The 22291-nt window shown below is 46.4% G+C and carries 18 protein-coding genes, 1 tRNA gene and 1 pseudogene; 6 read left to right on the plus strand and 14 right to left on the minus strand.

What is annotated here, in order from left to right; translation table 11 throughout:
* The 6 genes and pseudogenes from QUB35_RS07980 to QUB35_RS08005 form a co-directional block, all read left to right on the plus strand.
* Positions 1-462 (plus strand): annotated as a pseudogene (locus tag QUB35_RS07980) (hypothetical protein); the annotation flags it as partial.
* Entirely contained in the window at positions 462-767 is a 306-nt protein-coding gene (locus tag QUB35_RS07985) for a hypothetical protein (RefSeq protein WP_333140981.1), read from the plus strand. The pseudogene QUB35_RS07980 and the gene QUB35_RS07985, both read left to right, overlap by 1 nt.
* Positions 768-931: 164 nt before the next feature.
* Positions 932-1333, plus strand: a complete 402-nt coding sequence (locus QUB35_RS07990) for a hypothetical protein (protein WP_333140983.1) — start codon at positions 932-934, stop codon at positions 1331-1333.
* A gap of 135 nt (positions 1334-1468) precedes the next feature.
* Positions 1469-4543 carry a DUF5906 domain-containing protein gene (locus QUB35_RS07995; RefSeq protein ID WP_333140984.1) on the plus strand — a complete coding sequence of 1025 codons (3075 nt, stop codon included), beginning with the start codon at positions 1469-1471 and terminating at the stop codon, positions 4541-4543.
* Positions 4544-4682: 139 nt separating this feature from the next.
* Positions 4683-5003, plus strand: coding sequence for a hypothetical protein (locus tag QUB35_RS08000; RefSeq protein WP_333140985.1), 321 nt, complete (start codon positions 4683-4685; stop codon positions 5001-5003).
* Positions 5004-5035: 32 nt separating this feature from the next.
* Positions 5036-5314, plus strand: a complete 279-nt coding sequence (locus tag QUB35_RS08005; protein WP_333140986.1) for a flagellar alpha dynein — start codon at positions 5036-5038, stop codon at positions 5312-5314.
* A 171-nt stretch (positions 5315-5485) separates the two neighbouring features.
* Here QUB35_RS08005 and QUB35_RS08010 read toward each other — a convergent pair.
* The 14 genes from QUB35_RS08010 to QUB35_RS08075 form a co-directional block, all read right to left on the minus strand.
* Positions 5486-5556: transfer RNA gene (locus tag QUB35_RS08010), tRNA-Gly, on the minus strand.
* Positions 5557-5707: 151 nt separating this feature from the next.
* Complete coding sequence (uvrC, locus tag QUB35_RS08015; protein WP_333140988.1) at positions 5708-7780, minus strand: excinuclease ABC subunit UvrC; 2073 nt, start codon at positions 7778-7780, stop codon at positions 5708-5710.
* A gap of 116 nt (positions 7781-7896) precedes the next feature.
* Complete coding sequence (locus tag QUB35_RS08020) at positions 7897-8649, minus strand: amino acid ABC transporter ATP-binding protein (RefSeq protein ID WP_333140990.1); 753 nt, start codon at positions 8647-8649, stop codon at positions 7897-7899.
* A 51-nt stretch (positions 8650-8700) separates the two neighbouring features.
* The gene (locus QUB35_RS08025; protein ID WP_333140992.1) at positions 8701-9900 is read right to left on the minus strand and encodes an amino acid ABC transporter permease; all 1200 of its coding nucleotides are present in this window, start codon (positions 9898-9900) and stop codon (positions 8701-8703) included.
* A 118-nt stretch (positions 9901-10018) separates the two neighbouring features.
* Positions 10019-10540, minus strand: coding sequence for a DUF29 family protein (locus QUB35_RS08030; protein ID WP_333140994.1), 522 nt, complete (start codon positions 10538-10540; stop codon positions 10019-10021).
* A 173-nt stretch (positions 10541-10713) separates the two neighbouring features.
* Positions 10714-11928, minus strand: coding sequence for an ABC transporter permease subunit (locus tag QUB35_RS08035; RefSeq protein ID WP_333140996.1), 1215 nt, complete (start codon positions 11926-11928; stop codon positions 10714-10716).
* 306 nt (positions 11929-12234) lie between these two features.
* Positions 12235-13320, minus strand: coding sequence for an amino acid ABC transporter substrate-binding protein (locus QUB35_RS08040; protein WP_333140998.1), 1086 nt, complete (start codon positions 13318-13320; stop codon positions 12235-12237).
* A 317-nt stretch (positions 13321-13637) separates the two neighbouring features.
* Positions 13638-13865 (minus strand): hypothetical protein, encoded by a 228-nt coding sequence (locus QUB35_RS08045; protein ID WP_333141000.1) that lies wholly within the window; start codon positions 13863-13865, stop codon positions 13638-13640.
* 558 nt (positions 13866-14423) lie between these two features.
* On the minus strand, positions 14424-19529 hold the full coding sequence (locus tag QUB35_RS08050) for a PAS domain S-box protein (protein ID WP_333141148.1): 5106 nt from the start codon (positions 19527-19529) through the stop codon (positions 14424-14426).
* A 331-nt stretch (positions 19530-19860) separates the two neighbouring features.
* Positions 19861-20262 (minus strand): fasciclin domain-containing protein, encoded by a 402-nt coding sequence (locus QUB35_RS08055; protein WP_006634220.1) that lies wholly within the window; start codon positions 20260-20262, stop codon positions 19861-19863.
* Between the two features lie 347 nt (positions 20263-20609).
* Positions 20610-21005, minus strand: coding sequence for a hypothetical protein (locus tag QUB35_RS08060; RefSeq protein ID WP_333141002.1), 396 nt, complete (start codon positions 21003-21005; stop codon positions 20610-20612).
* The gene (locus QUB35_RS08065; RefSeq protein ID WP_333141004.1) at positions 20998-21360 is read right to left on the minus strand and encodes a hypothetical protein; all 363 of its coding nucleotides are present in this window, start codon (positions 21358-21360) and stop codon (positions 20998-21000) included. Before QUB35_RS08065 ends, QUB35_RS08060 begins: the two co-directional genes overlap by 8 nt.
* A 128-nt stretch (positions 21361-21488) precedes the next feature.
* Positions 21489-21872 (minus strand): hypothetical protein, encoded by a 384-nt coding sequence (locus QUB35_RS08070; protein WP_333141006.1) that lies wholly within the window; start codon positions 21870-21872, stop codon positions 21489-21491.
* A gap of 1 nt (position 21873) precedes the next feature.
* Complete coding sequence (locus QUB35_RS08075; RefSeq protein ID WP_333141008.1) at positions 21874-22236, minus strand: hypothetical protein; 363 nt, start codon at positions 22234-22236, stop codon at positions 21874-21876.
* Between the last annotated feature and the right edge of the window lie 55 nt (positions 22237-22291).

Below are 22291 nucleotides of genomic sequence, written 5' to 3' on the forward strand. Positions count from 1 at the left end.
CTAGACACTCATAAAGCACTGCAAGGTGTCAGCTTGTGTGCTGCGATTGCTTGTGCTGTTACCGCTGGCAATATCGCCCGCCAATTAGCAGCCGAGGGAGAAATCGAGAAACTGAAACTGAGAGCGATTAAGGCAGATGTAGAGGACGAAATTAGCACAAGCGTCTACGTTTCGCAGCAACAAAGACAGCAAGAAGCCGAACTTATCCTGACAAACCCTGGCGTTGACGTGGAAGCTAGCCGGCAAGCGCTGGAAGCTATATACAGTAGCGACTTACAGGAAACCGCTTCCCCTTCCGACTCTCCTGATTACCCTATATACTTGGAAGTTTGTAAGTCAATGGAAGCGGGTAAGTCCGTGACTTGGATTGTTGAGAATGTACTCAAAATGGGAGGACGCAAATTCTCAGAAGGCAAGGTCAAATTGCAAAATTTGCTCAATCAGTTTGAGGGGGAAAAGTAATGACTAAACAGCCAAACATCCCAACCACAGCAGCCCTAAGATTGACTGGTACTAAGTCAGAAATAGAGTTAGTTCTGGCAGTTCTGCGAGGTAAAGACTTCTTTTGGAAAACTAACGGCAAGTTCTACCCGCAACGGGGAGATGATAATCAGTACGCCTACTACCTCAACGACCTGCAATTACCTCAGCTAGGGGTAGCAGTCCCGCCAACACCAGGGGAACCACAACCTCGACCGTGGGACGCAGTTCTGGGTGGTCAGGGCACAGCAAAATCCGTCCGAGATTTCGGACAAAAGTCCCTCTGACTTGGCGGCGCTGGAAGCCTTGTTCTGACTCACTCGTCTAGTGCTTTTACCTTTAAACCCGACGAGTGAGTTTTGGTACGTTTTCGGTACGTTTTTTTTACGTTTTCGGTTCGTTGCCGGGACAAAATCTGTCCGAGATTATCAAGTGCAACTTGTCGCTTAAAATGTTCGATATGGATGCGAAATGTATTTACGGGTTTATCAAACGAGTCAAGTGCAGTCTAAAGCCTTTCTGGAATGGAGGGGCCGGAGAATCTCTTGTGGAGTTTGGAGAACGCAGCCGGGAATGGAATCCGAGAAAGATGAGGTTCTGGAAATACATTTGTTGCACAGTCCGGGGACAGATGTTGGCAGAGATAAGGTATCTCATCAACAAGCCTGAGAAAACTCCCGAAACTCGTCTTGAGCTTGCCAAAGAATCTGTAACCGTAGACACCGACATTCAGTTACCTATTCGAGCAACCGATCGGGCGCCGCCATCCTTCTCAATCTTTATCCCACTGCCTGACGCCGAAATAGGTGGCTGTGCTCGCAACGACAGCTTAATCGCACCCCTAGTCAACTAGCGGGGCGGCTTCTCCTATGCTCTAAATTTTCAACAAATTCTAGACACCAAAAAACCGCTGCTCTCGATTGAAGCCCGACTGCAACGGTTTTGAGGATTCATCCACATTCAACTCGTCTTGGGGCGAGCCAAATTTATGTATGACAATTCTACTCCAAACAACGACCAAACTTCAAGCACCCCCAAAAAATTTGATATCCGCGACCATCTCGACAAACTGGAACCCGGCAAAGCCAAAAATTACTATATTTGCCCTGTTTGCGAGGGCCACAGCTTAGGGATTGACTCCAAGAACGGCAAGTACCAGTGCTGGACGAACGCTTGCTCAACCGCTGATATTCGGGAAGCTATCCGGCCACTGGCTGAATTTTTAGCAGAGTGTGAGGAAGAAAAGCTCAAGCAACAGGTAAGTAAACCACAGGCATCAAAGCCTAAAGCCAAAAAGAAGGAATACCTACCCGTACCAGTTCCGATCGGCGCGAAACTTCTGAGATTACCTGCACCCGGAAAACCACCTCGCATCGAACAACCTAAATACTTTCCTAAAGGCGTTCCCGACAGCGCCACACAGATTACCTACGCCTACAGCGACACTCAAAAGGTTTTGCGGTTTGATTGGCCCGATGCAAGTAAACCAAAGGGACGCGACAAAACCTGTCGCCAAATTCACATCGACCCCAGTGGCAAGGAAGTCTGGAGCAAGGGTGATACTCGCTGGCCAGCATATCGGATTGATGAAGTTGTCGAACTACTAAAAGCACTACCAGACGGTGAACCCGTTCTCGTTCTGACGCTTGAAGGGGAGGACAACGTAGAACTTGCACGGGGCATCAGCATCGCAGGACTAACACTGCAAGGTTCCAATTGGAATGACCCCGAAATTCAGATAATGCTCGAAACTCTGCAAGCGACAGGCAAAAACGTCAGTCTTGCAGTGTTGCGCGATAACGATGACGCGGGTATCAAGAAAAGTCAAGGAGTCTGGCTGCTTGCCCGTCACATCCGGTTCCCTTGTGTGGTTGTTGACCCGTGTGTCATCTACCCAGATATTCCAGATGCGGGAGACATCCGAGAAATCTTGGAAGCCATAGACAGCGAGGAATTCATCCGGCTGGTAGAGGAAGCAGTCAATAGCACTGCAACGGAATTAACTCCTAATATTTCTCTTACTCCTCACCCGCGCACGCAAGAAGAAGTAGTATGCCAGAAGTATGACAGTAGTGAGAGCGACTACATCCCAGACACAGCACCCGTTCCAGAGCAAAACTACGTGCAGAAAGCTATGGATGCGCTGTACTCTGACACGCTCTGGGTATCGATAGCAGGGCAGCTTTTTGAATTCACCGGGACTTATTACGAACTGCGGTCGGAAGCCACCGAAAAGCGGCGTATTCTTGACTGGCTAAGCACTTACTCTGAATTGGTTAACAAGAAGTACCGCTGCAACCGTTTCAACTCTACCAGTGCTAACGAGGTCTACAACTGTATGGTCTTAGCTGTGGCCGTAGACCCTAATACCATCAATCCTGATGGGTTGAACACTACTAAAGGGGTAGTGAAAATTAACCCTGACGGTTCTCACTCGCTTGTTCCACATGACCCTAACCAGGTCTATACCTATGTTGGCTGTACGTATGACTCTGACATTGACGCGACGGACTGCGATCGCCTTTTAGAATGCTTGGAACCGTCGCAGCGTGAGGTATTTTTGCGGACTGCTGCTGCTGCGTTGAATTTGAAGCTTGTCCGCTCCAAGCTGACGGGACGGGGCGTTAAAGGTTTGCTGTGCCACGGCGAGGGGTCTAATGGCAAAGATACATTGCGAGCTGTGTTGGCCGCTGTTTTGGGGAGGGGAATGACCGGGAAGTCTTTGTCTGACTTCAAATCCTATGACAATGGCCGCAAGTTCAATCTGTCCGGTCTGCTAGGGGGGCTCTGTAATTGGGCTTCTGAGAACACTGCAAAAGTAGACCTAGACAATATTCAGAGTCTTAAGCAGTTCATCACTGGAGACCTGATGGACATTGAGCCTAAAGGTAAGGACAGCTATGAATACAAGCCTGTTGCTACCTTTTTTGCCAACTGCAATAAACTACCCTCTATCACCGGGGGGACGGCTGCAATTGATGACCGTTACAGCATCCTGAGTTTCGAGAAAACCTACAAGCGTAACGCTGACCCGTCTCAGGGTGAATTAGAGGCTGACCCGCGCTTTAAGGATGATGAGAACTTTATCCTTGAGCGGATTGCACCGGCGATGCTTAACAAGATGTTGGAGCGGTTGCCGCTGTTGTTGAAAGAGGGGATTGACTACAAGGCTACCCGTGAGGCGATGCGAGAAGCTCAGGAGGAAAGCCGGCACTTATGGCAGTTTGCGCGCGAGGTTGGCTTGGAGGTTCAGTCTGGCGGTCGCGTCTGGGTTAAAGATTTGTGGGAGCAATTGCAAGATTGGTATGAGGATGCAGGGATTCTAGAGCGAGAGACTAGCGGCACCAAGGAGAAGCTGATTTGGAATGAACTTCCTAGTAAGTATGACGCTCCTGTAAAAGCTATAAACCAGTTGGGGTCAAGGTTTAGCGAGATTTTCCCTAAACTCCAAGTGTGTCGCTATAACGAACGAGACGAGATGGAACGGAAAGGGCAAAGATATTTGCTTGGCGTCGGATTTGTACACACCTCACCGCAAACTGCAAAAACTGCGTCACCATCGTCTCCAGTAGACACAGTAAGGAAAACTGCGTCACCAAAAAATACTGGTGACGCAGTTGGTGACGCAGTTGGTGACGCAGTTGGTGACGCACAAACCCTTATCCAGTGCGATGGAGACGATGGTGACGCAATTTCCTCACCTTTTAGTCAGGTTTGTAATTTACTCTCTCAACTTACCGACAGCGAGCGCGAGAAACTGGTAAAAATACTCACTCAACCTCAGCAATCTCAATCCCCATTAAAACCGGAGTCAGAGCCGGCAGTGACATCAGTACCTGAAGTTATCAGCCCAGAGGACGCAGAAAAAATGCGAGACATTGCACTAATCTGGTGGTCTGAGTACCGTTCTGAACATTTACAAGCCCTGCTTACTCAACTGTTCGGATGGAATGCGCCGGGACGGAAATACAGCATTGCTACTATCACTGACTGGTTGGAGGGAGAAGACGAGTTAGTCCGTGATCGAATTGCTGAACTCATCCGTCTCCAAGGAAAAATTTAGCCACTGCCTGACAACTAACGACTGAATCCCATCCCCCTTAATTGGGGGATTTTCGTGTCTACAAGTTTTGTCTACAAATTGTTGACAGTGTAGACAGACATCAGTTATTGTAGACAAATACTGTATACAGGTGTCTACAATGAGTCAGAGTCAAGTCGTATCATTCAGGGCATCCGGTCACTTCCTGAACTGGATAGAAGCTCAGAAGCTAGACGGTGAGTCACTTAGTCAAGCTGCACAACGCATTCTCAAGGAAGTCTCAGGCACGTCTACAGCGCTGTCTACTTTGTCTACACCGATAGTGTCTACATCGTCTACAGATTTGTCTACACGAAGCAATGATAGCGTCGTGTCTACAGAAATTGTAGACACTGTAGACAAGGCTGTAGCCGATCGCCTTGACCCGGTGATGGAACGGATGGCCGCCATTGAGGAACGGCTGGGAAAATTGAGTGCCTGAGTGACGGCAACGATGAATCACTCAGGCAGGAATTGAAAGCGGCCAACAAGCAGCTTGCAGAATGGGACGCGGAACTCAATCAGTTACACGAGCGCAACGGCGATTTAGGGCTGAAGGTTCAGATGTTGGAGCAAGAGCTCAAGGAAGTGCGGCGCGATCGAGAAGCAAATAAAAAATCGGCTCCGACCGTCGCAGAATTTCCAGAGCCAGCCGACCTGCTCAACCGGTTGAAAGCGCGGCGTAAAAAGTCGAGGGCCGACTTGGCTGATATGGAAGCAGTGTTGGACGTATTGGCACACCTAGGGACTTGATTGTCTCCAAAATTGTCTCCAATTTGTCTCCAATTTGCCTCCAAACAGCCCGTCTTTGTCTCCAAATTGTTTCCAAATTGTCTCCAAAACGCCTTGTGCAACCATAGAGGCTAAGCCCTAGAAACGCCAAAACCCTTGATTTCTCAAGGGTTCTAGGTTTTTATAGGCGCAAGCGGGCAGCGGGAATCGAACCCGCATAATTAGCTTGGAAGGCTAAAGTTTTACCACTAAACTATGCCCGCGCACAGAAACTAAACATACCACAAGTCTCTGGGGATTGCAATAGGCCTGTGCAAAATTTTTGAATACCTCCCCCACACAGGCTGAATCGGGACTTGCGGCCCGATCGCCCCCTCACCCCGAAAATCCCTCTCTCCAATGCTGCGTAAGGCTTTACGGATGGAAATAATCGTAAATTTGCTGCGCCAGACGCGGGCCAATCCCAGAAACTTCTGCCAACTGTTCGGGAGTCGCTAAACGGAGATAGTCGATCGACCGAAAATGTGCCAACAATTGTTTTTGTCGGTGGTGTCCCAATCCGGGAATTTCATCAAGGCGCGATCGCTTCATTCTCTCGCTTCTGCGATCCCGGTGAAAACTCACAGCAAACCTGTGCGCTTCATCTCGCACCCGGCGCAATAATTGTACCCCAGGCTGCTCAGAATTAGTTGGAAGTGGCAAAGATTCCCCCGGCAAAAATATCTCCTCTCGCTGCTTTGCCAAACTGACAACGCGCAACTCTTCTAGCAAATTCATCTCCCGCAAAACAGCCACAACTGCTGACAGTTGACCTTTGCCGCCATCTATCATAATTAAGTCGGGTTTGTCGGAAATAGTATGAGAAACCGATGATAAATTGCTGAGTTCTTCCGGTTCTTCTAACTCGCTAAATCCCTCTTCCATCTTTCCTCTTTCTTCTTCCTTCAATCCTCGGAATCGGCGACCGATAACTTCTGCTAAACTAGCAAAATCATCAGAATGACCCGATTTAATTTCAGGATTTTTAATTTTGTAATGGCGGTAGTGTTGATTGGCCGGCAAACCGTCAATAAATACGACGCGGGAAGCTACGGCGTCAGAACCTTGAATGTGAGAAATATCGTAACCTTCAATGCGGCGAGGAACTTCTGGCAAATCGAGAATTTCTGCTAAATCTTCCATTGCTTGAGAATTGCGATCGCTCAATCTTTGCATTCTCGCCAATTCATACTCAGCATTGCGTTCCACCATCTCAATCAACTCAGCCTTAGTTTGCCGCTGCGGCGTCAAAATCGTAACTTTTCGCCCCTTACGATTGCTCAACCAATCTGCTAATATTTCTCCTTCTGGCAATTCGTACTGCACAGAAATTTCGCTGGGAATTTCTACGGATTCAACATTTTGATAGTGTTCTTCCAACACCCGCTGCAAAATCGCTCCGGCCTCTACCCCCCCTCGTTCCCCCCCTTGCCAAGGGGGGGAGGAAAGAGAAAGTTCAGATAACTCTTGCCCATCTTTTACAAGAGATTGAGATAACTCTTGCCCCCCCGCTTGTAGGGGCGGTGCCCCCGTGCCCGCCCTGGGTTGGGAGGGTATTTCCGCCATAAATCCCAATCTTCCGACCAATTGACCTGCACGAATTTGGAACAATTGGACGCAAGCGTGCTGGGTGTCTGCCGCAAGTGCGATCGCATCTCTGGAAACCGTATCGTCGGGCAAAGACACTTTTTGACCCGCACTCAAAGACTGCAAACCTTTAATTTGATCGCGAATGCGCGCCGCCGTTTCAAAGTTTAAATCTTCGGCTGCCTCTTCCATTTGGGGTTCTAAAATATCGAGTAATTCCTGAGTTCTTCCCTGGAAAATCATCGCTACTTTTTGGATGATTTTATGATATTCCTCCGGCGAAGTTAACCCTTGACAAACGCCAACGCAGCGCCCGATGTCGTAGTTCAGACAGGGACGGTCTTTAAACAGCGGTTGAGGGCGCTGCCGCAGGGGGAAAATTCGCTTAATTAAATGCAGCGTACTCCGCAGCGCCCCTGTATCGACGTAGGGGCCATAGTAGCGGTCTTTGGCACTACCGGCCCGGCGTTTGCGGGTGATAAAAATGCGCGGGTATTCCTCCGACCAAGTTATGCACAAATAAGGATATTTTTTATCATCTTTCAGAAGGACATTAAAGTAAGGTTGGTGCTGTTTTACGAGGTTTGCTTCTAACGCCAAAGCTTCCGCTTCTGTGTCTGTGGCGATGAATTCAATTTCGCGCACTTGCTGCACCATCATCGCGATGCGGGGGCTGAGATTTTGACTTTCGCGGAAGTATGAACGGACGCGGTTTCGGAGTTTTTTGGATTTGCCGATGTAAAGGATGCGATCGCTCTCGTCTCGCATTAAATATACACCAGGAACCGCCGGGATTTCTTTGAGGCGACTTTCTAGGCGTTCCGAGTCTTTAACTAACGGCAGAGTTTTTGTGGATGGCATTGCAAGCTATCTCAGCAAAATAGAGACTGATTGTACACTCTTTTATTTTACCTTAATTGTGCCGATTTTTACTGCTGCTACCGTCGCCAAACCCACCGACTACACTTTAAAATCAGTTACAATATCTGAGATAAAAACTTGCGAGTGCGTTCTTCCTTCGGGTTCTGAAAAAACTCTTCCGGCTTCGCTTCTTCCACTAAAACGCCGCCATCCATCAACACAATGCGATCGGCAACTTCGCGCGCAAACCCGACTTCGTGAGTCACAACCACCATTGTAATTCCCGTTTGAGCCAAATTTCGCATTACATCTAAAACTTCCCGCACCATCTCCGGGTCTAATGCTGATGTCGGTTCATCAAATAACATGATTTTAGGCTGCATGGCTAGAGAACGTGCAATAGCGACCCGCTGCTGCTGTCCTCCAGACAACTGTCCGGGATATTTTTTTGCTTGTTCCAAAATGCCCACTCTTTCTAAGAGTTGCATCGCCACTTCTTCGGCTTTTTTCTTCGGCCAGCGGCGCACCCATACTGGCGCTAGCATGACGTTTTGCAAGACTGATAAGTGGGGAAACAGGTTAAATTGCTGAAACACCATTCCTACTTCGCTGCGAATTGTCTCAATGTTGCGTAAGTCGTGGGAAAGTTCGATGCCGTCGATCGTAATTTTACCTTGTTGGTATTCTTCTAATGCGTTGAATGTGCGAATAAACGTCGATTTTCCCGAACCAGATGGCCCCATCACCACAACCACTTCACCTCGGTTTACCGTCATGCTGACACCGCGCAGTACGTGAAATTGTCCGTACCATTTGTGGACGTTTTCTGCTACGATTACTTGTTCGGGGCCTGTTAGTTGAGTTTCCATACTTTTTTGTTTTTAAACCGCTGATGAACGCGGATGAACGCAGATATTTTTTTACCTTTGACCTACGCCTAAAGTTCGCTCAATTTTGCGGCTGGCTAGGGACATTGAGTAGCAAAATATCCAATAAATGATGCCGACAAATACGTAAACTTCGGCGTATCTGCCGATATAGGATGGATTTGCTAAAACTGCGCGGGATATTCCTATTAATTCTAACATTCCGAATAGAGAGAGCAGGGAAGTATCCATAAATAATCCGATGAATTGACCGCCGATCGCAGGAATGACTATTCGCAGTGCTTGAGGCAGTACAATGAGAATTGTAAGCAGGGGTGTATTGAGTCCGATCGACCTAGCTGCTTCTATTTGTCCCCTAGGCACAGCCTGCAAGCCACCGCGCACGTTTTCTGCCAAGTAAGCTGCACTAAATAACGTTAATCCAGCAATGGCTCTAATTACTCTATCCAATTTCGGATATTCGGGCGGCAAGAAGAGTTGAAGCATCACTTGACCCAAAAACAGAATGCCAATTAATGGTAAACCGCGAATAATTTCAATGTATAATGTTGATAACAATCTCACAACTGGCAAAGAACTTTGTCTCCCTAGTGCTAGCAATACTCCCAAAGGAAAGGAAAGCACAATACTAATAACTGCTAAAAACAGCGTCAATACTAAACCGCCCCAATCATTTGTTGACACTTCTGTCAAACCCAACCCGCCTTTAATTAACCACAAAACTATTGGGAAGGAAAGAACCCAAATTGCAGGCATCCAGTCCATGATTTTTGGGTGAATTTGCCTTCCGATGGCATAGCTGGCGGCGGCTGCGATAATATTTGCTAGCAGGTAAAGGCGAGAGGTTAGGTCGATCGGCGAAATGACCGCACCCACAACCGCAGCACCGAGTATAATTAGTAAAGGCGGATTCCAAAGACGTTCTTGCCGCTGAATGTTTCCCCAAGTTAATCCTCCCAACAAAGCAATTATGGCCGTTACTATCCACAGCCGCCAGTAGGATTCGCTGGGAAATCTGCCGGCGAAAAATAGCGGCAAGTTGGCTTCTAATACGCGCCACTGAGCTTTTGTTGTTGCCCAAACAATAATTCCTTTAATAGTTTGGAAGGCGATAATTAGGCAAACTACTGTCAGAATGCTGTTGTACCAGGTACTAAATAAATTTTTGCGCGCCCAATTCCAAGGGGTAGGCGATTCGGTGGCTGGGGGCGGTAATATGGGGGCAGTTTCCATATAGCGGTTTTCAATCCTATGACGTAGAGTAACAACCAGTTATTTTATTAACCCGCGTAGGCGGGTTTTGTTTGTGTAGACGCGATTTCCAATCGCCCAGGCTAAAAAAAAATCCTACTTATTTTCGCCGATTTATCCAATCTTCTCCACCTGGTAACTGACTTAAATGCTGGGCTAACACTGCGGGTAAATCTTTGGCGGAATGGATATAAGTCAAGTTCAACAACCTCACAGCAGTCTCAATAATCAGGTTTCTATCCATCATCTCTGCAAGTTGAAATTGAGTATAAACACCATTCAATACTTCCTCCGCAGCCTCTGCAATAGCATCCTCAATCACCTCCTCCTCTATAAAACTCTCCCATTCATCAGAATTGATGTAATAAGATGTTTTATTATCTTTAATATTTGCCTTTTTAATTTCTCTGATTGAATTGCGAATCGAACTTGCCCAAGAACCAGTTAATCGCTGTTCAACTTGATTTTTAATCAAGTGAATCAGCAAAACATTTAAAAAAGATTGAATTTGTCGCAAAATTGCCTGTTTGCTCATTCCATCTAACTCATCGACTATTGCCAAAGCATCCGTATACCTTCCTTCCAATATGCTATTTCTCAGAGCTATTAATTCTTGTGTCATTTGATTTCCCTCAAGTTTGATACTAGCAAACCAAAGATAGTTGTTGTTGGTGACTTATTATTGTGTAGTCGTTAAATCAAATTTTTTTGTTTGTCTGTATAAGCTAAAGTCACTGTATGCCATTTGACGCGCTATCCTTTTATTTCCATTAAAATAGATTAAATTTGCCCTATTTATCTTTCCTTAATTTGTACGGTTTTATTGTACCAATTCATGAACAGAGAAACTATCAAACTAATTGTTAGATATGTTACCATGATAATTAACATTGCTTCGATCGCCCTACCGGTCTGATTCAACGTGGGAGATCCCACAACAAAATAAACGTCGGGATAAGCAACCGCAACAGCTAAACTCGAATTCTTAGCTAAATTCAGATACTGACTGGTTAAAGGCGGCACAATCACCCGCAAAGCTTGTGGCAAAATTACCATCCGCATCATTGTTCCAGACTTGAGCCCCAAAGACTTTCCCGCTTCCCACTGGCCTCTGGATACTGACTGAATTCCGGCCCGGACAATTTCTGCAATGTAACTGCCAGTATACAAGCTGAGCCCTGTCACCAAGGCTGCAAATTCTGGAGTTAATTTTAATCCTCCTTCGAGTTGCAATGTTGGTGTCAGGCGGGGGAAATCTAGGCGAAAAGGCAGATTTTTGGTGATAATCCAAGCTAAGATTGCACTTAGCCCGATCGCACCTAGAGCCCAAAACAACTGTCTTCCCGGCTTAGCTTCTTCCACCATCACCCGCGCCCGCCACATCCACAGCGCCACCGCCGCCAAAACTCCGACAGTTAGCAGAATCAACCAAATCTCAAAACCCGGCAAAGCCACCGCTGTTGGTACAGCAATGCCGCGATTTGTCAAGTAAATCGGCCCCCTCATCTGCTGATTGTCTTCGAGTTTGGGCAGGGAAATGAAAACTGCAAAATACCAGAAAAATAATTGCAGCAATAACGGCGTATTTCGCAAAATTTCCACATACAAACCAGCCAAACTCCGCAGCAGCCAATTGTCGGAAATGCGCGCAATTCCTACCGTCAAACCCGCAACTGTTGCGAAAATAATGCCGAGACCCATCACCCGCAGCGAGTTGATTAAACCGACAAAATAAGCTTGTCTGTAAGTATTTTCGGGACTGTAGGGAATCACGCTTTCGCCGATGTCAAAAGATGCTTGGGAATTGAGAAAGTCAAATCCAAATGCAATCCCCAGTTGCGAGTAATTGGCGCCCAGATTGTCCGCGAGAATCGCGATCACAACTATTACTAAAATTAGGGCGATCGCCTGTACGGCAATTTTCCAGAAGCGATCGTCCCGCAGGAGTTTTGATATATCTTTAAAATAGGGAAATTTCTGGGCTTTGCCCGGTTGAGGTTCTGGGTTCATAATTTAAATTATATTTGATAAATCTGCTGGCAAATCCAGGCGAGATTGAGCTTTGGTGCGTGATATCGTTTCCGGTTGCATCGGAATGATTTAACCGCAGAGGGCGCAGAGAACGCAGAGGGAGAGAATGCAGAGATGAATTATTCCGATGCTACCGGATTTGATATGACTTGATAGTTACTCGATTGGCGATCGGGATTTTCACCGTCACGCACCCTACATAGCTTTGGTGCGTGACTGTTAACAGTCAACAGTCAACAGTTAACAGTCAACAGTCAACAGTTAACAGTCAACAGTTAACTAAAATTAGCGGAATGGCGGCGAGTAAAGCAAACCGCCATCTTTCCAGAGTCTGTTTTGACCCCGTTCTAACTTGAGTGTACTTTTGGGGCCAAGGTTGCGATCGTACATTTCCCCGTAATTCCCCACTTTCTTCACAACGCGGACGGCGTAGTCGTTCGGGAGTCCGAAACCTTTACCTAAATCTCCTTCTGTTCCTAGCAAACGTTTGACGCTGGGGTCTGTAGTGCTTGCCACAATTTGGTCTACATTTCCTGAATTAATTCCCAAATCTTCAGCTTCAATCGCCGCAAAAACGATCCATCTCACCGCATCAGCCCATTTAGGATCGCCGCTTTTTACCGCTGGGGCTAAGGGTTCTTTTGACATCACGATCGGCAAAACAACATTATTATCGGGATTCGGCAGAGTTGTCCGCTTCGAGACTAGCTGCGATCGATCGGCAGTAACACCTTGACAGCGACCTTCTTGATAGGTAGCAAAGGTAGAATTCACATCTTCAAACACGACAGGAGTGTATTTAACTCCTATTTTTCGCATTTGGTCAGACAAATTTTGTTCGGTGCTCGTACCTGTCTGCACGCAGATAGATTTGCCCGCAAAATCTTTTAAACTTTTGATGCCGCTGTCTTTTTTGACCATGATGCTTTGAGAGTCATAAAAGATCACCGGGGCAAATTCCAGTCCGGTAGTGCTGTCGCGACTCGCGGTGTAGGTGGTATTTCGGCTGAGAATGTCGATTTCTCCCGCCTGCAAAACTGTAAATCTATCTTTAGCGTTGAGTTTTCGGTACTCGACTTTTTCGGGATCGTCAAATATTGCCGCCGCCACAGCCCTGCACACATCCACATCCAATCCCGAATATTTGCCTTTTTCGTCTACAAAGCTAAAACCCGGCAGTTCGCCGCTGACGCCACAAATCAGTTTGCCGCGGCTGACAATTGTATCTATCCGGCTGGAACCTTGTTGCGAGTTGCCGCCCGCTGCAGTTGTTGCTGTTGTTTGTCCGGTTTGTGCCGATCGATCCCTACAAGACGCCAACGGTGCCACAAACAACACACTTGCTAGTAGCAAAAATCCCCATTTACGCATAGATTTTAATAGAACGCTTTCCTGACAATCCTACCTTGTAGCTGTCAGAACTGTGGCGATCGGCGATCTACACAGCCTCCGGTTTCAAATTAGCCGTTCTGCATCCGGTGCTGCACAGCGGCAAGTGCACCGACTACCCGCCTGTTTTTTTTGAGCAAGCTGGGAGCCCAAAGTTAGAAACCCGGTTTCTGGCTGGAGGGCTGGTCGTCAAACCTAAAATTTATCCCTGAAACCCGGTTTCTTTTCTGCTATTTCTGCCCAGCGCGAGCGATCATCGCCTTTCCCTGGAATATTTATCCGATTTTGATTGAATCCGCTCACCGTAGCTCTGGTGCCAGCCGCTGCTCAGCTAAATCGCGGATTAGGGACAGCCGAGACTGGATGTATTCGTCCAACAAATCTGCTTCTTTGCCATTAAGCGCAGAGTTCGTCTTTAACTGTTTCAGCAGCCACTGTACCAGGGTGGCATCGTCTAAATTGACTAACAGAGTAGCTTGGGTGGTCTCAATTAATGACCAGAGTTGGCGTAACATGACTGGAGTCATAAAACCTCGTTGAGCGTAAATACGCACTTAATGGGCGGGCATAGCGAAAAGCTGGTCTTGGTGTCTCAAGCCGATAGACGAAAAGCACCCTCATATCCATCGGCTTAATGATTATTTTATATTTGACCACAATAACTTAAGACAGTAGTGTCACAAGTTACAACACACAAGATGTTATAAGAGTTCCGAATATTGTCACATTGAGACCAAAATCTTGATAAAACATTAAAAATCTTTACACGCGATTTGAGGACTGATATCAATTCGGGTTGTATCGGAAGGATTAAACCGCTCTTGATGCAGAGGAAGAGATGAAGGATTCCGATGTCACCGGATCAGATATCACCAACCCTGGCGTTTGAAACCCGGCGGTTGAAACCGCGTCTACACAAACAAAACCCGCCTCCGCGGGTTGAAGAGTCGTAGCGTAGCGGGGCGTAAGCCATCGCACATTTCTCTAAAATTCCATATTTCTTAGTCCGCAGAGGCGGACATCGTTTGTGTAGACGCGGTTTCCAACCGCCGAGGATTTCTTTAGCCCTTAAGAAAATTGATTGACTACTCAGTAGCCACAAACTTTTGAACCCTCGCCAGAATTATTTCTAATTCAGCGATGATTTTTGTAGCCCCCTCCACATCATTAGATTCGGCCCGACTTTGAAGCTGATCTGCCATATCGGGCATTAACCGCACCGCCGCCGTAGCGCTGACACCTTTAATTTGATGAGCGTGGCGGGCGAGTGTCTCCATATCTCCCGAGGCGATCGCCCCCTTAGCAGCTTCTAAATAACTAGCAGTATCCACCACAAAAGCTTGCAGTATTTCCCGCTCAAACTCTAAATCTGCGCCCGAAATTTCGTGCAAACGTGCCATATCGACTACCGATTCGATATCGGGATCAGAGTTTTGAAGTTCCTCCCCATTAAACTTGGGAGTTCCAATTTTTAGCTTGGCCGACCAATTTGCTAGTACCGATTTTAACTTTTCGATCGCAATAGGTTTGCTAATGTAATCGTCCATGCCCGCCGCCAGACACTTTTCCCGATCGCCCTTCAAAGCATTCGCCGTCATCGCAATCACCACCGTCTTTTGATGTGGCTCCATCGAACCAGCCGCAGCATTTGCCGCTTCCCGGCGGCGCAATTCCCGCGTTGCTTCGTAACCGTCCAAAACCGGCATCTGACAGTCCATCAACACAATGTCATACTTTTTCAGAGCAACCATAGATAGCGCCTCTGCGCCGTTATTCGCGACATCCGCCGCGCATCCCAAAACTCTGAGTTGATTCAGACCAACTTTTTGATTGATTGGAGTATCTTCCACTAACAAAATCTTTAAACTTGCTAACTCCCGGTTGTCAATAGCTGAGGCTCCATTGGACGTTGAATTTGCCAGAGGCTCATCAATCAGCGTCATTGGGGCGATCGCATTCGCCAAGCAATCAAATAGTCGGTGAGCTTTAACAGGTTTAGTTAAATACCCGCTAAAACCGCTATCTACCAAGCGTTTCGCCTCTGCAAGCTGAGTCATTGAAGTCAGCACCACCCAATGCGTCTGCTGCATTGCAGGCTCAGAAATCCTCAAGCGTTCGAGACTTCCCGCCACCATTTCCGGCAACTGAATATCAACCAAAACGATATCGTAAGGGGAATTAACGCTAACAGCTTTGTACAGAGATGCGATCGTCATCCAACCGTTCTCAACCTCCTCAACCTCCATTCCCCACAAAACAGCCATTCTCACTAGCACTTTTCGCACTGTCGGCTTGTCGCTGGCAACTAACATTTTTCGCCCCGCCAGCACCGTTTCAAAATTAACTTCGCACGCTGTCCCGACAGCAGTTAAATTTTCCGTAACTGTGGGCACAGTAAACCAAAAAGTCGAGCCTTGGCCAGGGGTACTTTCCACACCGATTTGCCCATCCATTAACTCCACCAACTCCTTAGAAATAGCCAGCCCCAAACCTGTGCCACCGTATTTTCGTGTCGTAGAGGCATCAACTTGAGTAAAAGATTGAAACAGCTTTTTTTGGTCTTCGGGAGCAATCCCAATTCCTGTATCTGTCACTTTAAACAGCAGGAGCATCGAGTCATTGTTTTCTATTTTTAACGGTTCGATATTCTCTAAAATTTTCTGATTATCGCTAGCTGCCAACAACCCAGGATTACTAGCATTAGCAACCTCAATTACCACTTCTCCTGCTTCTGTAAACTTAATAGCATTGTTGATTAAATTAGTGAGTATTTGCCGCAACCGCGCTGCATCGCCTTTAATTTGCAGCGGCACATCGCTGTCAATCAGCGCCACCACTTCTATACCTTTTGCTTGTGCGGGATTAGCCAACAAATCCAGCACTTCATCCAGACAGATACTGAGGTTAAATTCGATTGTTTCTAAGCGCATTTCTCCTGCTTCCAGTTTGGAGAGATCCAGAATATCGTTAATGATGGAGAGTAAATTTTGGCCGCTGAGTTTCAGCGTCTGTACAAAGTCAAGTTGTTCGGGAGTAAGATTTGTTTTCAGCAGCAAATCAGTCATCCCCATCACTCCATTCATCGGAGTGCGGATTTCGTGACTCATATTTGCTAAAAATAGCGACTTCATTCGAGATGCTTCTAGGGCCGCTTCTCGGGCCTGCTGCGCTTGTTCAAAAAGAGTAGATTGCTGAATGGCGATCGCCAACTGCACGCTCAACCTTCCCAGCAAATCCATCTCAGAATCAGTCCAAACACGCGGAGCGCTGCACTGATGGGCAATCAGCAATCCCCACAACCGATTTTGACTCGTTTCCAAACTCGTTCCCGGCAGTTCACTTCGAGTTTCCGGCGAATATTCGGCTGCCAACCCCTGACTTTCATCCCCTATAAAAATTGGTACAACTAAATTAGCCCTTACCTGCAAACTAGCAAGTAAATCTCGGTGTTCCTCGCTCAAATTTGCCGTATAAATATCTGCCATTGATTGAATTGTTCCTGCACTGTACAGCCATACAAAACTTTCCTCAAAGGATGTTCTTTGAACTTTTCTGCCCAGCAGGGGCATCCAATCATCCCCTACAGATTCCACAACCACAAGCGCTGTTTCCTCGGGCTCAAAACGATAAATTACCGTGCGGTCAGTGGCCAGCAACTGCCGCACTTCTTGTACAGCAGTGCTGAGAGTTTGAGTGAGGTTGAGAGACTGCCGGACTCGCTGGGCGATCGCCGAAACCAGCCGTTCTTGTTCTGCTTGTTCGCGCAGCCTTCTCTCAGCTTGCTTGCGTTCGGTGACATCGCGAATTACCGCAGCAAAGCACAGCGGTTCGGTGGTTTGAGGGTGCTTGACCAGAAAAGCATTCATCACAACATCAATGGGTTGTCCGGTGGCCAAGTGCTGCATTTGACCTTCGCCTTGCCACTGGCCATGACTGATAATTGTTGGTAAAATCTCTTGACTGAATTTCTGTTGAAAATAGGGCCCAATATAATCCCATATCTCCGTATAAAGCACTCCCAAAAGATTCTCTACACCCACCAGTTTTCGTCCGGCTTCGTTGACAAACAGCGTTTGGCCTTTCAGGGTAGCCATACCGATAAAATCGCTGCTGTTTTCAATCAGCGACACAAATTTTTGCCGTTCTTCTTCTCCTTTTTTGCGTTCGGTAATGTCGCGCTTGACGCAGACATGACAAATTACATCGTCGGCGTTGTTAATCACAGAGTATGCCGCAACGTCGATCGCCAGCGTCTGGCCGCCTTTAGTGGAGTTAGTAATTTCGCCCCGAAAACTTCCTGTTTTTGCTAAACTTTGGGCAATTGCCAAAAAGCGCTCCCCCGCAACCAGCGGCGAAGCTTCTGCTTCTAATTCCGCGTCTGTGTATCCTAGAAGTGTTTGGTGAGCAAGATTTTGTTCGACGAAAAACCCGTCAGCATCGATAATGACGATCGCATCGTTGGAGTTTAAAAATATTTCTCGGTAAAGTTTTAGTTTTTCCTCAGCTCGCTTGCGTTCGCTGATGTCTCTTTTGACACTTACATAACAAACTACATCCCCAGCATCATTTAAAACCGCAAAAGCCGAAACCTCGACCTCAACTGTTCCTTCTTGCACAGCCTTAATAAAGGTCATTTCGCCTCGGTAACTCCTAGTTTCTGCCAAGCTTTGCATTACCGAGGCAAATCCCTGTTCTCCCATGTGAGTTGCCGGGGTTTTTCCCCACAATTTAGACGAACTGTGGCCCAGCAAAGCCGTGTGAGCTTGATTTGTTTCTAAGTAATAGCCTTGGGCGTCTAAGATCGCGATCGCATCGTTGGATTTCAAAAAGATTTGTTGATAAAGTTGCAGCTTCCGTTCAGCTTGTTTCCGGGCGCTAATATCTGTGAACAAGCCGTAGTAAACTATCTCCCCCGATGCTTGAAATTCGGGCTGGGAAGCTCCTTGCACCCATTTAAGTTTTCCTGACGGAGTGACAATTCTTCCTTCCCAGCGCCAAGGCTGCAAATTTTCAGCAGAAAGCGTCACCGAGTTGAGAAAATCATCTCGATCTTCGGGATGAATCATGTCAACAATTACATTAAAATTCTGCTGAGCAGCCTCTGGTTCTATTTCATACAATTCTCGGCAGCCCGCGCTCACAAACGAGAAGACCATTGAGCCGTCTGGATGCAAGTCAATTTGATATACCGTACCGGGTACGCTAGCAGTAATTTTTTGCAGTTGGGCTTGGCTTTGATTCCTGGCTTCATCTGTGGCCTGCAATTGACCAATCTCTCTAGAAAAACCCAAAACCCCAAATATATTACCCTCTGCATCGCACAGTGGCACTTTTTGCGTGTCAAAGATGTGCTGTTTGCCACCTTCAAAGACGATCGCCTGGTAGGGATTGCGAACCCTCTCCCCAGCCAGCACAGCTCGATCTTCCTCGCGGATGCCCCTAATTTTGCCGTTGCGATCGCCAAATACTAATTCGGCACAAAACCCTAATTCAATATCATCTTTGCCGATAATTTCCGCAACATTTTTGCCCACATATTCAGCAAAACTTTGATTGACAAAAATGTATCTAAAGTTTCTATCTTTCGCAAAAACTCTGTCCGGAGCCTCGTCCATTACAGCCCGCAACAATAGTTCTTGACTTGCCGAATCCAGAGCAAAATTATTTTGAATTTGAGCCTTGACACTGGTCGTTTTAGTTGCTAGAATATTTAACTGTTTTGCACAAATTTGAGCGACCGTGTGGAGCAAACAAAGGTGTTCCAAATTAAAAGCAGTTGGCTGCTCTGCACCAATGAAAAATACTCCCAACAATTCTTCACTTTCATCTGGGTTGGCTGGTGCCATCAAGACCGACTGAAACTCAGCAATTGGTGGCGGAGCGATGTTGTGCGCCCACTCCCGATTGCCGGCGAGCCATTCAGCGCCAGCAGCTTGCAAGCGCCCTTCAATTTCGGCTTTGGCGCCAGCAGTTAAGGGCTGTAAGTGTTGCAGGTATAGTCGATCGTCCGGTAGCGTCAAAATTGCGATCGTCTGTGTGGGAATGAGGCGATCGAGATGTGCCAGACACGCAGACCAAATTTCATCAGCACTGAGAGCGGCTTGAACTTTTGCAGTAAGTTCGTTGAGAACTTGCAGTTCCAAGGTACGCTGGCGGACTTTTGCTTTGAGGCTGGCGGCTAGGATTTGCATAGTGCTCACCACGCTGGTTTGCTTATATTATAATAATTATTGATTTTCAAATTTTTGTAAACAATCATCTTAAAATATATCCGCCGAAAAGACAACGGTTTTATATTTAAATTACCTTCAACCGATAAAAAAGCGTGCGATCGGGAGCAAAGAGACATTGCTCAATGCAAGCTCTCGCTCCCGCTGCGACACTTAAGCTCACACCCAAAAACAGATGCAAGCTCCGACTTCCTTGATCGAACTCAAAAAATTTTAGATCAAAGTTCAAACCCTCAAATTCATGTGTTGAGTCAATCAAAAATCGAAAATCGAAAATCAATGGACGGTGAAACTACCCCATTAAAATCACATTATCGATCACATGGATGACGCCGTTATCAGCTTCGATATCCGCAGCGACAACTGTAGCATTTTTCACCTCAAAACCGTCAGAACAATCAATTTTAATCGGCGAACCTTCCAAGGAAGTAACAAAACCGAGTTTTGCCAAATCCGCCTTCATAAACTTGCCGGAGACGACATGAAACATCAAAATCCTAGTCAGTTGGGGAACGTTCTGCACTAGGGTTGTGATAGTTCCCGGCGGCAATTTCGCAAAAGCATCGTCAGTGGGTGCAAAGACAGTAAAAGGGCCCGGACTTTTGAGGGCATCTACTAAATTAGCTACTTGCACGGCTGTTACGAGGGTTTGGAACGAACCCGCACCTACGGCAATATCAACAATATCAGGCATTGTGTTTTACCTCATCTGGGAAAAAAGTTCTATTAAGTATCGTAAACTGAGGCGGGCAACAATACCTAGTGTCTTTTTTGAAAAATTGGTAATTCTTTTGTAGTGAGGACTTCAATCCTCAGATTTTTGATGAGGACTGAAGTCCTCACTACAAACCTAATAATATAGGACTTACGCATGGGGGCCCAGAAACCCAGTTTTTTACGAAAATACTTCGTTAAAACCCGCCGATTAGGTAAAAAACCCAGTTTCTAGGAGTCGGAGTGCGTAAGTCCTGTAATAGTTATTTTCCCAGATATAATATTACTAACCGCTTGGCAATTTAACGGCGCGGTGCTTTTCAAGTGCTACAAGACTGCTGGCGATTGTGATACCAAAACCTCGGTTTCTAAATCTGCTACTTGAGCATTGAGGTTTTCTCCCTTGTGAATGCTAAAACTGCCGTACAAAATTGAAACTTCAAAAATGTCTGTAGTAATCACCGCAGGCTTGCGGTGTTCCGGCTCGCCCAAAGAAATTCCGAAGAATTCAGCTTCCAGTTCGCTAACTGCCTCTTCATCGTGTACAGTCCAACTGATATCGCGACAGTCTTTGAAGGCCAGGATATAAGGCAATCTTTCTTCTGGATTGTAGACGCATTCAATTAATACTTCGTTTCCCCATAAAGATACGTTGACTTTTGTGATTAAAGATGTAAAACCACCCAATCCAAGCAAGTTATAGTCATCCTTCCAATCACTCATTTAATTTTTCTCCCGTATTGTGAGTACCTGGAATTAAATTACCAAATTCGTCTCTCGTCCGCAATAATTTACCATCTCTATCCAGACGCAAACCTTTGTTGATATTTCTTCCATCTGATCCATATTTCGGTGCAGCCGTTCTAATCACTTCACCGTTAGGACGGATCATTACTGTTGACTTATCAAAAAATTTATATGCAACATAACCCTCTCTAGTAGTTCTGATTTCTGCACCCAGTCCGCGCAAAAAGTCATCGACTTCTTGGCGATTCATTCCGGTTAAGTCTCCAAACTCAGATGCAATTCCATTTCCTCCAACTCCCTGACCCGGCACACAAGTCTCCTCACCAACCATTGCCTTTTCTAGTTTAGCACATTACCTTTTGCAAGTAGCTACGCAATACGCTTGTGATACCAAAACCTCTGTTTATCAACTCATTTCCCAGTCTTTTATCTAAAATCTCACAGCTACAATCGAAATTACTAAACGACTGCTTGCGCTGGTGATACCAAAACCTCTGTCTCTAAATCTTCAGCATTTAGGTTTTCTCCCTTGTGAATGCTAAAACTGCCGTACAAAATAGAAATTTCAAAAATATCAGTATGAATTAAAGCTGCTTTCCGGTGCGCGTCTTCACCTAAATGAAAACCAATCAAATCAGCTTCAGGATCTTTGACATCTTCAGGATGGAACACCTCCCAACTGATGTCTCGGCAGTCATGAAATACTATGCTATAAGGCAATCGATCGCCTGTCGGATCGTAAATACATTCAAATAAAATTTCATTTCCCCACAAAGACACATTGACATTTGTGATGAGGGATGTAAGTCCACCTAAATTAAGCAAGTTGTAGTCATCGGGCATATTAATTACTCACTTTTTCTCCAGTATTGTGCGTCCCAGGAATCTTATTGCCAAATTCATCGCGTGTTTTGACCAAGCTGCCATCTTTGTCAAGACGCAAACCTTTGTTTATTTTTCGGCCATCGGAACCGTATCTGGGAGCTGGGGTGCGTACAACTTCACCATCAGGACGGATATTGACTCGCGAACGATCGGCAAATTCGTATTCAAGATAACCCCCTTCAGTAGTTCTGATTTCTGCACCCAGCCCGCGCAAAAAGTCATCGACTTCTTGGCGAGTCATCCCGGTTAAGTCTCCAAACTCAGATGCAATTCCATTTCCTCCAACTCCCTGACCCGGCACACAAGTCTCCTCACCAACCATTGCCTTTTCTAGTTTAGCACATTACCTTTTGCAAGTAGCTACGCAATACGCTTGT

It is taken from the genome of Microcoleus sp. B13-B6, from assembly GCF_036705405.1.
GTDB lineage: Bacteria > Cyanobacteriota > Cyanobacteriia > Cyanobacteriales > Microcoleaceae > Microcoleus.